At 68.5% G+C, this 15,224-nt stretch carries 15 protein-coding genes; 5 read left to right on the forward strand and 10 right to left on the reverse strand.

The genetic code is table 11. The annotated features are described in order from the left end of the window. Positions 1 to 14: 14 nt before the first annotated feature. From VK682_RS09750 to zwf, 8 genes are all read right to left on the reverse strand, one after another. Positions 15 to 494 (reverse strand): cytochrome c-type biogenesis protein, encoded by a 480-nt coding sequence (locus VK682_RS09750; RefSeq protein ID WP_089847322.1) that lies wholly within the window; start codon positions 492 to 494, stop codon positions 15 to 17. Next, a complete protein-coding gene (locus tag VK682_RS09755) occupies positions 491 to 2,461 on the reverse strand; it encodes a heme lyase CcmF/NrfE family subunit (protein WP_089847320.1) in 1,971 nt (656 codons plus the stop codon). The genes VK682_RS09750 and VK682_RS09755 overlap by 4 nt, the downstream gene beginning before the upstream one ends. Before the next feature lie 170 nt (positions 2,462 to 2,631). Beyond that, complete coding sequence (locus tag VK682_RS09760) at positions 2,632 to 3,180, reverse strand: 3TM-type holin (RefSeq protein ID WP_324781731.1); 549 nt, start codon at positions 3,178 to 3,180, stop codon at positions 2,632 to 2,634. Next, positions 3,171 to 3,785, reverse strand: a complete 615-nt coding sequence (locus VK682_RS09765) for a holin-associated N-acetylmuramidase (RefSeq protein WP_324781779.1) — start codon at positions 3,783 to 3,785, stop codon at positions 3,171 to 3,173. The genes VK682_RS09760 and VK682_RS09765 overlap by 10 nt, the downstream gene beginning before the upstream one ends. 197 nt (positions 3,786 to 3,982) lie before the next feature. Further along, a complete protein-coding gene (locus tag VK682_RS09770; protein ID WP_089847316.1) occupies positions 3,983 to 4,663 on the reverse strand; it encodes a PRC-barrel domain-containing protein in 681 nt (226 codons plus the stop codon). 105 nt (positions 4,664 to 4,768) lie between these two features. Next, entirely contained in the window at positions 4,769 to 6,352 is a 1,584-nt protein-coding gene (gene pgi / locus VK682_RS09775; RefSeq protein WP_324781732.1) for a glucose-6-phosphate isomerase, read from the reverse strand. Between the two features lie 57 nt (positions 6,353 to 6,409). Continuing rightward, positions 6,410 to 7,087, reverse strand: coding sequence for a 6-phosphogluconolactonase (pgl, locus tag VK682_RS09780; RefSeq protein ID WP_230794356.1), 678 nt, complete (start codon positions 7,085 to 7,087; stop codon positions 6,410 to 6,412). Continuing rightward, on the reverse strand, positions 7,084 to 8,541 hold the full coding sequence (zwf, locus tag VK682_RS09785) for a glucose-6-phosphate dehydrogenase (protein ID WP_230794355.1): 1,458 nt from the start codon (positions 8,539 to 8,541) through the stop codon (positions 7,084 to 7,086). The genes pgl and zwf overlap by 4 nt, the downstream gene beginning before the upstream one ends. A 219-nt stretch (positions 8,542 to 8,760) precedes the next feature. Here zwf and VK682_RS09790 point away from each other — a divergent pair, with 219 nt between their 5' ends. Both VK682_RS09790 and VK682_RS09795 read left to right on the forward strand, forming a co-directional pair. Continuing rightward, the gene (locus tag VK682_RS09790; protein ID WP_324781733.1) at positions 8,761 to 9,696 is read left to right on the forward strand and encodes a nucleoside hydrolase; all 936 of its coding nucleotides are present in this window, start codon (positions 8,761 to 8,763) and stop codon (positions 9,694 to 9,696) included. After that, positions 9,693 to 10,139 (forward strand): GNAT family N-acetyltransferase, encoded by a 447-nt coding sequence (locus VK682_RS09795; protein WP_207543624.1) that lies wholly within the window; start codon positions 9,693 to 9,695, stop codon positions 10,137 to 10,139. The genes VK682_RS09790 and VK682_RS09795 overlap by 4 nt, the downstream gene beginning before the upstream one ends. Positions 10,140 to 10,219: 80 nt before the next feature. Here VK682_RS09795 and VK682_RS09800 read toward each other — a convergent pair whose 3' ends face one another. Continuing rightward, positions 10,220 to 11,152: a pirin family protein gene (locus VK682_RS09800; protein ID WP_324781734.1), complete on the reverse strand. Its 933-nt coding sequence runs from the start codon at positions 11,150 to 11,152 to the stop codon at positions 10,220 to 10,222. Positions 11,153 to 11,296: 144 nt separating this feature from the next. On the opposite strand from VK682_RS09800, the gene VK682_RS09805 reads away from it, so the two are divergent. The 3 genes from VK682_RS09805 to VK682_RS09815 all read left to right on the forward strand — a co-directional run bounded on the left by VK682_RS09805 (position 11,297) and on the right by VK682_RS09815 (position 14,446). Beyond that, positions 11,297 to 12,715: a protein adenylyltransferase SelO gene (locus VK682_RS09805; RefSeq protein ID WP_324781735.1), complete on the forward strand. Its 1,419-nt coding sequence runs from the start codon at positions 11,297 to 11,299 to the stop codon at positions 12,713 to 12,715. 94 nt (positions 12,716 to 12,809) lie between these two features. Then, on the forward strand, positions 12,810 to 13,544 hold the full coding sequence (locus VK682_RS09810; RefSeq protein ID WP_230794351.1) for a DUF533 domain-containing protein: 735 nt from the start codon (positions 12,810 to 12,812) through the stop codon (positions 13,542 to 13,544). Between the two features lie 5 nt (positions 13,545 to 13,549). Beyond that, the gene (locus VK682_RS09815) at positions 13,550 to 14,446 is read left to right on the forward strand and encodes a DMT family transporter (protein ID WP_089847303.1); all 897 of its coding nucleotides are present in this window, start codon (positions 13,550 to 13,552) and stop codon (positions 14,444 to 14,446) included. 56 nt (positions 14,447 to 14,502) lie between these two features. Here VK682_RS09815 and VK682_RS09820 read toward each other — a convergent pair whose 3' ends face one another. Beyond that, positions 14,503 to 15,219, reverse strand: coding sequence for an alanyl-tRNA editing protein (locus VK682_RS09820; protein ID WP_230794350.1), 717 nt, complete (start codon positions 15,217 to 15,219; stop codon positions 14,503 to 14,505). Between the last annotated feature and the right edge of the window lie 5 nt (positions 15,220 to 15,224).

Raw genomic sequence — 15,224 nt, forward strand, 5'->3', positions numbered from 1 at the left:
CTGGCGTCACGGGATCAGGACCGGCCCTCGTCAAGGATGCGCTGCAGCCGGGCCTCTTCTTCGGGGGTCAGGCGCTGTTCTTCGGGATTGGCGCCGCGCGAGCGGCCCCGCAGATAGACCCCTGCCCCCGCCAGCGCCAGCAGCAGCAGGATCGGCCCCGCCGCCCAGAGCAGCCAGTTCCAGCCGCCGGTGGTGGGGCGCAGCAGCACGAATTCGCCATAGCGGTCAACCAGATAGGCCACCGCTTCGGCATCGCTGTCGCCCGCCACCAGCCGTTCGCGCACCAGAAGCCGCAGGTCGCGGGCCAGTGCCGCATCGCTGTCGTCGATGTTTTCGTTCTGGCAGACAAGGCAGCGCAGGTTCTGCGACAGGTCGCGGGCGCGCTGTTCCAGCACCGGATCCTCCAGCACCTCGTCGGGCTGCACCGCCAGTGCGGGCAGCGGCGCCAAGGCCAGCATCAGGGCAAGGGCTGCGTGGATCAGGGCCCGGATCATTCCGCGGGCACTCCCTTCGGCGCGGGCGTGGTCTTGCGCGCGCCTGCGGCCACGCGGAAGCGGCGGTCCGACAGGCTGAGCGCGCCCCCCAGTGCCATCAGCAGCGAGCCGCCCCAGATCCAGTTGGCCAGCGGCTTGACATAGACCCGCATGGTCCAGGCCCGATCCGCCTGCGCATCGCCCAGCACCACATAGACATCGCGAAGGAAACCGTTGTCGATCGCGGCCTCGGTGGTGGGCATGGCGGCCACGGGGTAATTGCGCTTTTCCGGGTAGACATGCGCCACCTCGGCCCCGTCGCGGCGCACCGACACCTCGCCCCGGTCGGCGAAGTAATTCGGCCCCTGAATGCGGCTGACGCCCAGCAGTTCGATCTCATAGGCGCCGACGGTGAAAGGTTCGTTGACGCGGGCGACGCGGATATCCTCCTGCTCCCATGCCATCAGCCCCGCGACACCCAGCATGGTGATGCCAAGCCCGGAATGGGCCACGGCCTTGCCCCAGTCGGCGCGCGGCAGGTGCCGCAGCCGCCGCCAGTCGCGCGACTGGCCAAGCCGTGCCACCAGATCGGTGACGGCGCCCGCCACCAGCCAAGTGCCAAGGAAGACCCCGATGGGCCCGAACAGGCTGCGCCCGGTCTGCATGGCCCATGCGAGCCCCATCAGCGCCAGCGCCAGACCCAGAGCGGGCGCAAGCTGCCGCAGCACGCGGGCAGGCTTGGCACGTTTCCAGCCCAGCATGGCGCCCACCGGCAGCACCAGACCCAGCACCACCATGAAGGGCGTGAAGGCCATGTTGAAGAAAGGCGCCCCCACCGACAGCTTGCGGTCGAACAGCATCTCCGCGACCAGCGGCCAGAGCGTGCCGGTGAAGACCACGAAACAGGAGACGGCGAGCAGGATGTTGTTCAGCACCAGCGCGGATTCGCGGCTGACCACGCCAAAGATGCCCTTGGCCTGCATGGCGCCTGCCCGCGCGGCATAAAGCGTCAGCGCGCCGCCGGTGAAGAACACGAGGATCCCGAGGATGAACACGCCGCGGTCGGGATCGGTGGCAAAGGCATGCACCGAGGTCAGCACGCCAGAGCGCACGATGAAGGTGCCGATCAGCGAGAAGCCGAAGGCGAGGATGGCGAGCAGGATGGTCCAGCTTTTCAGCGCCTCGCGCTTTTCCACGACGATGGCGGAATGCAGCAGGGCGGCGGCGAGCAGCCACGGCATGAAACTGGCATTTTCGACCGGATCCCAGAACCAGAACCCGCCCCAGCCCAGTTCGTAATAGGCCCACCACGAGCCAAGCGCGATGCCGATGGTCAGGAACACCCAGGAGAGCAGCGTCCATGGCCGCACCCAGCGCCCCCATGCCGCATCGACCCGGCCCTCGATCAGCGCGGCGACGGCGAAGGAAAAGCAGATGCTGAGCCCGACATAGCCGAGATAGAGAAAGGGCGGATGGAAGGCGAGCCCGGGATCCTGCAGCAGCGGGTTCAGATCCTGCCCGTCAAAAGGCGGGGTGGCGAGCCGGATGAACGGGTTGGAGGTGTAGAGGATGAAGGCGAAAAACGCAGCCCCCACCCAGGCCTGCACCGCCAGCACCCGCGCGCGCAGCGTCGGCGGCAGGTTGCCGCCGAACCACGCCGCCAGCGCGCCAAAAAGCGCGAGGATCAGCACCCAGAGCAGCATCGAGCCCTCGTGATTGCCCCAGACGCCGCTGATCTTGTAGATCATCGGTTTGGCGGAATGCGAGTTTTCCACCACGATCCGCAGCGAGAAATCCGAGACCACGAAGGCATGGGTCAGCGCCGCGAAGCTGAACGCGGTCAGCAGCAGCTGCGCCGTGGCGGCGGGTTCGGCCACCGCCATCCAGCCCGGCCAGCGGAAATGCGCGCCCACAAGCGGCACGATCCCCTGAAGGCAGGCGACGACGAAGGCGAGGATGAGGGCGAAGTGACCGAGCTCTGTAATCATGCTGCCCGTTATACGGGCGGAAAAATGCCCGGCCAAACGAAATCGCCGGTCGGGCAGGTTCACATTGTCGCAAGGGGGCGTCCGTCATGGGGGGAAAGGGCGAAGGGGGCTCTGCCCCCGTCCGCTGGCGCGGACTCCCCCGGGATATTTGAGTCCGCTGGAAACGCCGATCAGCTTCGGGAGGTCCGCCATTCCGCAAGCGCCGCGTTGTCATTGGCCGAGGGAGACGCGGTTGCCGCGCCGTCGGGCGCGGGCATCGGGTGCGGGTCCGGGGCGGCGGCGGGCGGCAGGGCACGGGCGGCGGCGGCGGCGCGCAGCAGGCCTGCGCTGAATTCCTGATCCTTGAGCTGCGCGCGGCCCCCGAAATAGAAGGTCACCACCACGCCGAACACCACCCAGGCCGCTTCGGGCAGGATGGCCCAGGCCTGAAACACCTGCGACATGCGCGCCGGATCCCGGGCGGTCTGCACCAAGAGCCAGACGATGCCCAGCACCATCATCGGGCGCGGCAGCCGGTTGACCCCGTCCATGAGCCGATCAAAGGCGCCACGGTCGCGCGCGGCAAATTCCGCCGCCATCTGCTGCAAGGCCGCCGTGTCCAGATCCTGCGCGCGGGCCGCCTGCGCCTCGGCATTGGGGCGCAGGATGCCTGCGGTTTCCACCAGCACGTTGCGGCCCGAGCCGAAGAGCATGCCGAACACGGTCGAGATCAGCCCCATGTCGCCACCCGGGCGCGGAACTGCGCCTCCGTGAGGTGAAAGCGCGGCGAGATGAATGTCTCGGCCCGGGTGATCCAGCCGCCCTTGCCCCCTGCCCGGCTGCGCGCATATTTGCGGCTGGCAGGGCGGCGGTCGGCCAGCGCGAGATAGTAGTTGCGCCGCGCGATGCCGTAAGCATCGACCAGATGCTGCGGCGCCGCCGCAAGCGCGCGGGCGGCGGCGGCGGCGGTAACCGGGCCCACCACGCCATCTGCCACCAGATCCTCGCCCATTTCGCGCAGCAGCCCCTGCAGCAGCTTCACCGCGGTTGTCCCCGCATTGACATACATGTCAAAGACCGAGGCCTGCAGCGGTCCGGGCAGATCGCCAAGGCGGGGCCGGGTGAAATAGTGGTCAAGCAGGATTTGCACCGCCTGCGCCTGATCAAGCCGCGCCACATCCGCGGCGTCCACATCGCCGTCGCGGTCCAGATCCAGCCCGAGGCGGCGCATCGTATGCACCGTGACCCCGTGATTGGTGGCGCCGCCCGGATCGGCGGGGTCGTTCACATATCCGCCCTCGCGGGCGACGATCTCTTCGGCAAGCTGCCGCACGTCCTGTGTCATGTCCTGCATCCAACTCCTTGCACCTTGGGGCGGTCCCGGCAACGGGCGCGCGCCTTGGGCACAGGGTGGTCGGCAGCGGTTAATCAAACCCCAGCGCGGCGTGCGGGACCGCCGAAGGGCACCGGAGACAGCAGAAAAGGGCCGGGAAATCCCCGGCCCTTTGCATCGATGTCAAAGCCCTGCGGGGCGGGGCGCGATCAGTTCAGCGCCGAGTCGCCGGCTTCGCTGCGGCCTTCCAGTTCTTCCTGGGTGTAGTTGGTCACGACGGCAAAGCGGCCATCTTCCATCGGCACCATCTTCATTTCCTCAAGCGGCACGAAGACCTGGCTTTCGCCGATGCCGAGGAAGCCGCCGATATCGGCCACGACGCCCTGCAGCGAGCCATCGGCATTGAGCACCACATCGGAGATGTCGCCCACATCGTCCCAGTTTTCGTCCACGGCGTCATAGCTCATGGCGTCATCCCATTCGACGCCCTGATCGCCATCGGCGTCAATGGCATAGACGTTGTTGCCGGTGATGTCGCTCGACAGCATGAACTCGCCTTCCAGACCGGCAACCACGGGGCCGCCGTCGTCCATCGGGGTGGCGGTGCTGTCCATGGCGGTGTCGGCGGGCGCGTCGCCCATGGGCGCTGCGGGGGCCATCGGTTCGGCGGCGTTGTCCTGCGCCATGTCCGAGCCATCGTCTTCGGTGGCCTCGTCCAGCGTGTCGGCGGTGTCTTCGTTCTGGGCCTGCGGCGTGGTCAGCGGTGCGCTGTTTTCAGCGGCATCGCCCCCTTCGGGCATGGCCGGGGTTTCGCTGTCCATGGTCGACTGGGCGAAGGCGGAGCCGGCGGTCAGGGCAAGCACGGCGGCGGTCATTTTCAGATGTTTCATCGTAAGTTCCTCCAGATGCTGTCATCTTCTGGAGACACAACGACAAAGGCCCGCTGCCGTTCCGCAGCGGGCCCCCGGGGCCGATCACGTTAAACTCATGGAACCTCAGGTCATATGCTGCTGCGCATATGCAAGCAGCTGCCGGGTGGAGCCATCCTTCGCTGCGGCGCTTTCGCGGCCCTCGACCATGGGGCCAAGCGCTGTGGCCAGTTCCTTGCCCAGCTCCACGCCCCACTGGTCATAGGAGTTGATGTTCAGGATCACGCCTTCGACAAACACCCTGTGTTCGTAAAGCGCCACGATCAGCCCCAGCGTGCGCGGGTCAAGCGCGGGATAGATCAGCGTGGTGGAGGGACGGTTGCCGGGGAACACCCGGTGCCGCGCCTGCCGGTCCAGCTCGTCGCCCTCGAACTTGTCCGCCACCTTGGCGCGCGCCTCATCCAGCGACCGGCCGCGCATCAGTGCCTCGGACTGGGCGAAGCAGTTGGCCAGCAGCAGCTCGTGATGGGCCCGCAGATGCGACTCCTGCCCGCGCGCGCCCACGAGGAATTCGCAAGGGATGACCCGCGTGCCCTGATGGATCAGCTGATAAAACGCGTGCTGGCCATTGGTGCCCGGCTCGCCCCATACCACGGGGCCGGAATTATAGGGAAGATCGCTGCCATCCATGGCGACGCTCTTGCCGTTGCTCTCCATCTCCAGCTGCTGAAGATAGGCGGGCAGGCGCGACAGGCGGTTTTCGTAAGGCAGCACGGCGCGGGTGCCGTGGCCCATGCCCTGATTGTGCCAGATCCCCACCAGTGCCAGCAGCGCGGGCATGTTCTCTTCCAGCGGGGCGCGGCGGAAATGGCTGTCCATCGCCTCGCCCCCCTCAAGGAAGGCGCGGAAATTCTCGGGCCCCACGGCGATCATCATCGACAGGCCGATCGGCCCCCACATGGAATAGCGCCCGCCGACCCAGTCCTCGAACCCGAAGACGCGGGAGGCGGGGATGCCCCATTCGCCTGCCTTGGCGAGGTTGGAGGACAGCGCGACAAAGCGGCCTTCGGTCGACACCCCCTGCCCCTCCAGCCAGCTGCGGGCGGTGCGGGCATTGGTCATCGTCTCGATAGTGGTGAAGGTCTTGGAGGCGATGACGAACAGCGTGGTCTGCGCGGGGCAGGATTTCAGCACATCGGCGATGTCGGCCCCATCGACATTGGAGACAAAATGGCAGCGCGGCCCGTCATGCCACGGCGCCAGCGCCAGCGTGCCCATCTTGGGGCCCAGATCCGACCCGCCGATGCCGATATTCACCACATCGGTGATGTCGGAGCCACGGATTTCGCGCGTCAGTTCCTCCATCCGCGCCAGCGTGTCCAGCACGCCGGGCATCACGTCCTGACCGTCCACCTCCACCGGGCGGGCCTCAAGGTTGCGCAGCGCGGTATGCAGCACGGCGCGGCCTTCGGTCTCGTTGATCTTGGCGCCCGCAAACATCATGTCGCGCCGCCGCTCCACCTCGGCGCGGCGGGCCACGGTCAGCAGCGAGTCCATCACCTCGGCGTCGATCTGGGTCTTGGAATAGTCGAAAAGCATCCCCTCCGCCGTGACCGAAAAGGTTTCGGCACGGGCCGGATCTTCGGCAAAAAGCGTCTCGATGCGCCGTCCGTCGCGGGCTTCGGCAAGGCCCTTGAGGTCATTCCACATGATCTGATGTCCGTCTCTGTTGACTGGCTGGAAAAGGCAAAACGTCGCCCGGGCCCGCTATTCGGCCCAGTGCACCACCGCATCGGTCAGCACGGCGTTGATCGGCGCCTCATGGGCGGGCCGACCCTTGGCGGCCTCCAGCGCCGCGCGCTTTTCGGCGCCGAAGATCAGCACATGCTTCTTCATCGCCCCGTCAAGCACCGGCGCCCCCAGCGTGATGCGCGGCTCCGGCGCGCCGGGCGCGCGCATGGGCAGCAGGATCGGCGCGTCGGCGGCCAGCGCCTCGTCCAGACGGTCGGCCCCGGGAAAGATCGAGGCGGTGTGCAGATCAGCGCCCATCCCCAGCAGCAGCACCGACAGCGGCAGCGCGGGGGCGATGGCCTCGGCCAGCGCCTCCAGCGCGCCCTCGGGCGCCGGGGCCTCGGCGTAAAGCGGCAGATAACGCGCCGCCGCCGCCCGGTTGACCAGCAGACGCTGCCGCAGCAGCCGCGTGTTGGACCGTTCGGAGGTTTCGGGCACCCAGCGTTCGTCGGTCAGCAGCACGTCCACCCGGTCCCAGTCCAGCGACACGGCGCAGAGCGCGTCAAAGACCGGCCCCGGAGAACTGCCGCCCGGCACCGCCAGCGCCGCGCGGTCCTGATGGCTCAGCGCCGCGCGCAGCTCGCTGGCCAGCTGGTCGGCCAGATCGATGGCCAGCATCTCCCGGTCGGGATAGCTGCGGAATTCGTAGGTCATGACTTGATCCTTCGCCAGCGACGTCCGTCGCGGTTGATCAGGAAGGCGGCATCATCCGGCCCCGCGCTGCCTGCGTCATAGGGTTTGGGGCTGTCGCCGCGGCGTTCCCAGCCCTCGATCAGCGGATCGGTCCAGGCCCAGGCGGCCTCGACCTCGTCGCCGCGCATGAACAGCGTCTGGTTGCCGCGGATCACGTCCATGATCAGCCGCTCATAGGCATCCGCCGCCTCTTCGGCATCCGGACCAAGCGCCTCGGCGAAGGTCATGTCCAGCGGCACGTCCACCAGCCGCATGCCGCCCGGCCCCGGCTCCTTGATGGTGACCCCCAGCGTCATGCCCTCGTTGGGCTGCAGCCGGATCGACAGCACGTTGCGGTGCCGCCCCGAATCGATGCCGAAGATGGAATGCGGCGTCTCCTTGAACACCACCGCGATTTCGGACGCGCGATCCGACAGCCGCTTGCCGGTGCGCAGGTAGAAAGGCGTATTGGCCCACCGCCAGTTGGAGATGTAGCATTTCAGCGCGATGAAGCTTTCGGTCTTGGAGGCGGCATTCTCCACATCCTCGCGATAGGAGGCCATCGCCCCGTCCGAGGTATACTGCCCGCGCACGATCTGGTCGGGATCGACCGGATCCAGCGCCCGGATCACCTTCAGCTTTTCGTCGCGCACCGCGTCAGGATCGAACCGCGCGGGCGGCTCCATCGCGATCAGGCACAGAAGCTGCATCAGGTGGTTCTGCACCATGTCGCGCATCGCGCCCGACTTGTCATAATAGCTGCCGCGCCCGCTGACGCCCACGGTCTCGGCCACGGTGATCTGGATATGGTCGACATATTGCGCGTTCCACAGCGGTTCGAACAGCATGTTGCCGAAGCGCACCGCCATCAGGTTCTGCACCGTCTCCTTGCCCAGATAGTGGTCGATCCGGTAGATCTGGCTTTCGTCGAAATGCCGCGCCAGTTCCTCGTTCAGCGCGCGCGCACTGGCAAGGTTGTGGCCGAAGGGCTTTTCCACCACGATCCGCACCTCGTCATGGGCAAGCCCATGCTGGCGCAGCCGTTCGGCCAGATCGCCGAACAGGCTGGGCCCCACCGAGAAATAGAAGGCGCGCACGATGCCCTCTTCCTCGCGCAGCGCGGATTTCAGGTCGCACCAGCCGTCATCGCCGCGCGCATCCACCGAGACATAGCCAAGGCAGGACAGGAAATCCTCCACCGCGCAGGCCTCGCTGCGCGAGGGGCCGAATTCGGCGATGGCCTCGCGCACCATGTCGCGATAGGCGGTCTCGTCCATGTCGCCGCGCGCGGCGCCGATGATGCGGCTGTCGCGGGTCATCTGCCCCGCGCAGAACCGCCGGAACAGCCCCGGCAGGATCTTGCGCCGGGCAAGATCACCGGTGCCGCCAAAGATGACGAGGTCGAAAGGGTCGACGGGAATGACGCGGGATACCATGGCGGGCCTGTCTCCGATTCTGCTGCCCGACAGGGGCAGTTAGCGCTAACCGCGGGTGTCTTACCCCGAACTTGCGCACGAGTCTAACACCTCGCTGCGTGGCGGCAATGCACCCGCCGGGGTTTTTGTGACCGGAGGCGAATTGCCGGTGCCGGGTCTGCCCGCTTGAACCGCAGGGCGCGGCATGTCACCTCTGGAGCGCAGCAGCGCGGAGACAGCATGGCACGACGCATCATCATAGACACCGATCCCGGACAGGACGACGCGGTGGCGATCCTGCTGGCGCTGGCCTCTCCGGAACTGGAGGTGCTGGGCATCACCGCCGTGGCGGGCAACGTGCCGCTGGCGCTGACCGCGCGCAATGCCCGGATCATCTGCGAACTGGCCGGACGGACCGAAATCAAGGTCTTTGCCGGCTGCGAGGCGCCGCTGGCGCGCCCTCTGGTCACCGCCGAACATGTGCATGGCAAGACCGGGCTCGACGGGCCGGTGCTGCCCGAACCCACCATGCCGCTGCAGGACGCGCATGCGGTGGAGTTCCTGATCGACACGCTGCGCCGGGAACCGGAGGGCAGCGTCACGCTCTGCCCGCTGGGGCCGCTGACCAACATCGCCACCGCCTTTCGCCGCGCGCCCGACATCATCGCACGGGTGCGCGAGATCGTGCTGATGGGTGGCGCCTGTTTCGAAGGGGGCAACATCACCCCCGCCGCCGAATTCAACATCTATGTCGATCCCGAAGCCGCCGCCGAGGTGTTCGCCGCAGGCGTGCCGCTGGTGATGCTGCCGCTGGACGTGACCCACAAGGCGCTGGTGACGGCAGAGCGCAACGCCGCCTTCCGCGGGCTTGGCACGCCCGTGGGCGAGGCCGTGGCGCAGATGACCGAGTTCTTCGAACGCTATGACCGCGAGAAATACGGATCCGACGGCGCGCCGCTGCATGACCCCTGCGTGATTGCCTATCTGCTGCAGCCCGGGCTTTTTGCCGGGCGCCAGATCAATGTCGAGATCGAGACCGCCTCGCCGCTGACGCTGGGCATGACCGTCGCCGACTGGTGGGGCGTCACCGACCGTCAGCGCAACGCGCTGTTCCTGCGCGACATCGATGCGCCGGGATTTTTCACCCTGCTCACGGATCGGCTGGCCACGCTTTGAAATCGCTGCATCTCGCCACGCCCGAGGATCTGGCCAAGCTCATGCCGCTGGTGGCGGGCTTTCATGCCGAACAGGGCCATGAGGGCGAGCCGGAACTGCTGCAGGAGGCGCTGCTGCCGCTTCTGGAGGGCTCGCCCCATGGCGCGGTCTGGCTGATCGGGCTGCGCCGCGCGCCGGTGGGTCATGTCATGGTCAGCTTCGGCTGGTCGCTGGAACTGGGCGGGCTCAGCGCCCATGTGCAGGAACTGTTCATCCGCCCCGCCGTGCGCCGCCGCGGCATGGGCGGCGAGGCGCTGCATCTGCTGGGGCAGGCGCTGAAACAGGGCGGCGTGCGCGAGTTGCTGCTGGCCGCCGATCCCGGGGACGAGACGCTGACCCGCTTCTGGCGCCGCGCCCGGTTCCAGCCGCAGCCGCGCAGCCTGCTGATGCGGCGGGTGCTGTGAGGTTGCGGCGGTAAGGGAAGGCCGGGGGCTCTGCCCCCGGACCCCCGGAGTTTAGGGGCAAGATGAAAGACGGGCCGCCGTCACGGCAGCGGGATATGTTCGGCATCGTCGCCGGGGGGCAGCTGGAAGCGGCCATTCTGCCAGTCGCCCTGACGCCATGCCTCCTTGGCTTCCTCGATGCGCTCCTTTGACGAGGCGACGAAGTTCCACCAGATGTAGCGCGGGCCTTCCAGCGTCTCGCCGCCAAGCAGCATCAGCCGCGCGCCCTGCGCGCCTGCGGTCAGCGCCACCGCGTCGCCGGGGCGGAACACCATCATCTGCCCGGCCTCGAAGCGCCGGCCCGCCTGTTCCACCGCGCCCGAGACCACATAGGCGCCGCGATCCTCATGGGTGTCGGGCAGCGGCACCCGCGCGCCGGGAGCCAGCACCACATCGGCATAGAACATCTCCGACGCGGTCCTGACCGGCGCTTTTTCGCCCCACGCGGTGCCAAGGATCAGCCGCGCGCTCACGCCTTCGGCCTGAAGCTGCGGCAGGGCGGCGGCGGGCACATGGTCGAACTCGGCGGGCCGGTCCTCGTGGCCCTTGGGCAGCGCCACCCAGGTCTGGATGCCGAAGAACGGCATGGGCGCGGTCTGGGTGGCGTCGTCGGTGCGTTCGGAATGGGTGATGCCCTGCCCCGCCACCATCCAGTTCACCGCGCCGGGTTCGATCCACTGGTCGGTGCCCAGACTGTCGCGGTGATGCATCCGGCCCTCATACAGATAGGAAATCGTCGCAAGGCCGATATGCGGATGCGGGCGCACGTCGAGCCCCCGGGTCGGCAGGAACTCCGCCGGTCCCATCTGGTCGAAGAAGATGAAGGGCCCGACCATCTGCCGCTGCGGCGCGGGCAGCGCGCGGCGCACCTCGAACCCGCCCAGATCGCGGGCGCGGGGCACGATCAGCGTGTCGATGGCATCCACCTCGTCTCCGGTGGGGCAATGCGGGTCAAGCGCGGGGTTCCAGCTCATGGCATGTTCCTCTGTGACGGTGGCCGCAGGATAGGCCTGCGGCTTGTCGCACGCTACACCTATCACAGCATGGGTTCTGTGCGTTTTTGCAGCGCGGGTGCCGCCCCTCTTTCCCTTTGCGCTCCGCCCTCCTATCTCTGGCGCATGGTTCTGCACATTCCCTTCGACAACAGCTATGCCCGCCTGCCCCGCAGCTTCTACGCGCGGCAGGCGCCGACCCGCGTCGCCGCGCCGCAGCTTCTGGGCTTCAACACCGCACTGGCCGACGAGCTTGGCCTGCAGGGCACCGACGATCCGCTGCTGGCGGCGATCTTTGCGGGCAATCATCTGCCCGAGGGCGCCGAGCCGCTGGCGCAGCTTTATGCCGGGCATCAGTTCGGCGGCTTCTCGCCGCAGCTTGGTGACGGGCGCGCGCTGCTTCTGGGCGAGGTGGTGGACCGCAACGGCCTGCGCCGCGACATCCAGCTCAAGGGATCCGGCCCCACGCCGTTTTCGCGCCGGGGTGACGGGCGGGCGTGGCTGGGTCCGGTGCTGCGCGAATATGTGGTCTCGGAGGCGATGCACGCGCTTGGCATCCCCACCACCCGCGCGCTTGCCGCCACCGCCACCGGCGAGGAGGTGCTGCGCGAGGCGCCGCTGCCCGGCGCCGTGCTGACACGGGTGGCGGCAAGCCATATCCGCGTCGGCAGCTTTCAGGTCTTTGCCGCGCGCGGCCAGACCGAGGAACTGCGCCAGCTTTACGACCATACCCGCGCCCGGCATTATCCGGACTGCGCCACTCCCGCAGAGCTGCTGGCGGCGGTCTGCGAACGGCAGGCGCAGCTGGTGGCGCAGTGGCTGGCGGTGGGGTTCATCCATGGCGTGATGAACACCGACAACTGCACGCTGTCGGGCGAGACCTTGGATTACGGCCCCTGCGCCTTTCTCGACCTCTATCATCCCGATACGGTGTTCTCGTCGATCGACCGGAACGGGCGCTACGCCTATGCGGCGCAGGCGGATGTGATCGTCTGGAACATGGCGCAGCTCGCCTCGGCGCTGCTGCCGCTGGAGGAGGATCCGGAGGCCGCCGTGCCGGAGTTTACCCGCATCGTGCATGCCATGCCGGATCTGCTGCGCGGCGCTTGGCTGACGCGCTTTGCCGCCAAGCTTGGGATCAGCGCGCCGCGCCCCGAAGATGCCGCCCTGATCGGCGATCTGCTGGCGCTGATGCAGCGCGGCGGGTCGGATTTCACCAACACCTTCCGCGCACTGGCCGAAGGCGGGCTGCAGGACCAGATCACCGACCGCGACGCGGCGCGCGACTGGGACACCCGCTGGCAGGCGCGGATCGCGGCGGAGCCCGAGCCGGAGGCGGTGATGCGCCGCGCCAACCCCGCCTTCATCCCGCGCAACCACCGGATCGAACAGATGATCGCCGCGGCGGTGGAGGGCGACCTGCGCCCCTTCCACCATCTGAATGCGGTGCTGGCGCGTCCCTATGACGACCAGCCGGAGGCGGCAGAGCTGCGCCGCCCGCCGCTGCCCGACGAGGTGGTGCCCGCCACCTTCTGCGGCACCTGAGGCCCGCGCGCCGCGCGGAACAGATTTTCCTTCACCCCCGCTGCCGCTTCCGGCAAGCTGGGCAGACCGACCGACAGCAGGCAAGGAGGCCGCAATGGGGCTTGTAAAGACACTGACCAAAGTGGCCATCGGCTATGCCGCCGCGCGCGGCGTCGACCGGCTGTCGGGCGGCAAGGGGCTGGGCGGTCTCGGCGGCCTGATGGGCGGCAAGGCGCAGCTTCAGGGCCGCGAGCCGGGCACCGGCCTGCAGGCCCAGCTGGGCCGGATGCTGGGCGGCACGGGCACCGGCAGCCCCTTTGACAGCCTGATGCAGAAACTGCCGCAGGGCCTGCCCGGCATGGCCCAGACCCCCGGCGGCGCCAATCCCGGCATGGCGGGCGTGCTGGCCGCAGCCACCGGGGCCGCGGCGCTTGGCGCCAAGGGCGTCGGCAGCCTCATCGATCAGTTCAACACCGAAACCACCCTGCCCGCCGCCGAAGAGGCCGCAGGGCTGATGCTGCGCGCGATGATTCAGGCCGCCAAGGCCGATGGCACCATCGACGCCGCCGAAAAGGCCCGCCTGATGGAAACCGTGGGCGAGGATGCCACGCCCGAGGACATGGCCTTCGTCAAGGAGCAGCTGGCCGCCCCCGTCGATCCCGAGGCACTCGCCGCCGCCACCCCCGAAGCGCAGCGCATGCAGGTCTATTCCGCCGCCCTGATGACCATCACCGTGGATACCGACGAGGAGGCAGAATTCCTCGACCGGCTCGCCAAGGCGATGAACCTGCCCGAAACCACCGTCAACGCCCTGCACATGCAGATGGGCCTGCAGCCGCTTTACTCCTGAGCGGCATGACAACGCATCCGCTTTACGGTCTGGGACTGGCCACGCTCGGCGCCCTGATCCTGACCCCCGACGTGCTGCTGATGCGGCTGTCCGGCCTTGACGGGCTGTCGATGCTGGCATGGCGCGGCACGGCGCTTGGCCTGACCTTCTGGGCGATCTGGCTGCTGACCGCGCGCCGCCCGCTGGCGCTGGCGCCGCTCGCCACCCGCGCCGGGATCACGGTGATCCTCTGCCAGACCGCCAATGCCGCGCTGTTTGCGCTTGGCGTGTCGCTGGCCCCCGCTGCCGTGGTGCTGCTCGCCGTGGCCACCATGCCGGTCTGGGCGGCGGTGCTGGCGCGGCTCCTGCATGGCGAGGCCACCAGCCGCGCCACATGGGTCGCCATGGCGGCGGTGCTGGCGGGCATCGCACTGGCGATCAGCGGCAAGGGCGATCTGGGCATCGGGCCCGTCGCACTTCTGGGCGCGCTCTGCGGGCTTGGGGTGGCGGTCACGCTGGGGCTCAGCTTCGTCACGCTGCGCCACGCGCCCACGCTGCCGCTGCTGCCCGCCATGGGCACGGGGGCGCTGATCTCGGGGCTCGCGGGACTGACGCTCGCCGCCCCCGGCGCGCCGACAGATGGCGCGATCCTGCCGATCCTCGCCACCGGCCTCGTGATCCTGCCCGCCTCGTTCTTCTGCCTCTCCACCGCCTCGCGGCACACGGCGGCCTCCAATGTCAGCCTGCTGATGCTGCTCGAGACGGTGCTGGGTCCGCTCTGGGTCTGGCTGGTGCTGGCCGAGGCGCCCACCCCGCGCATGCTGGCGGGCGGCGCCGTGGTGGTGGCCAGCCTCGCGCTCTACCTCGCCGCGACCCGGCCCCGCCGCAGGCCGCTTCCAGCGGCTCCAAATATCCCGGGGTGAATTGAGCCCGCAGGGCTCAAGAGGGGCAGCGCCCCTCCTGCCACTCCCGTCCCGCCTCAGTCGAGGGAAATGTTCACGCGGCGGTTCTGCTTGCCTTTGTTCTCGATCTTGCCCAGCCGGATCCGGCCGATCTCGCCGGTGCGCGCCACATGGGTGCCGCCGCAGGGCTGCAGATCCACCTGATCGCCGCCCTGACCGATGCGCACCAGCCGCACCTTGCCCTCGCCACGCGGCGGCGAGACCGACATGGTCTTGATCAGCTCGGGATGCGCCTCCAGCACCTCGGCCTCGATCCAGTCGGAACTGACCACCAGATCGCGGTCGACCAGCGCGTTCAGCGCCTCTTCCAGCGCCTCGCGGTCCTCGGGGGGCTGCGGCATGGCAAAATCCAGTCGTCCGGATCCGGCGCCGATCTGCCCGCCGGTGACCGGCAGCGGGATCACCACCGACAGCAGATGCAGCGCGGTATGCACCCGCATGTGCCGGTGCCGCCGCTCCCAGTCCAGCACCTGCATCACCTGCGTGCCGACGCGCGGCAGCGGCAGCGGCTCGGCGGGCACCAGCACCACCGTGCCGCCATCGCCCTTGACGGCGGTGGCGATGGCCAGCCCGCCGCCGGGCCAGTCCAGCCGCCCGCTGTCGCCGGGCTGGCCGCCGCCGGTGGGGTAGAAGATGCTGGCATCCAGCACGATGCCGCCCTCCTCGGTATGGGCCACCACACGGGCGGGGGCATCGCGCAGATAGGCATCCTCGCGGAACAGCAGATCGGTCATCGGGT

This window comes from Salipiger marinus, assembly GCF_035481585.1.
Lineage (GTDB): Bacteria > Pseudomonadota > Alphaproteobacteria > Rhodobacterales > Rhodobacteraceae > Salipiger > Salipiger marinus.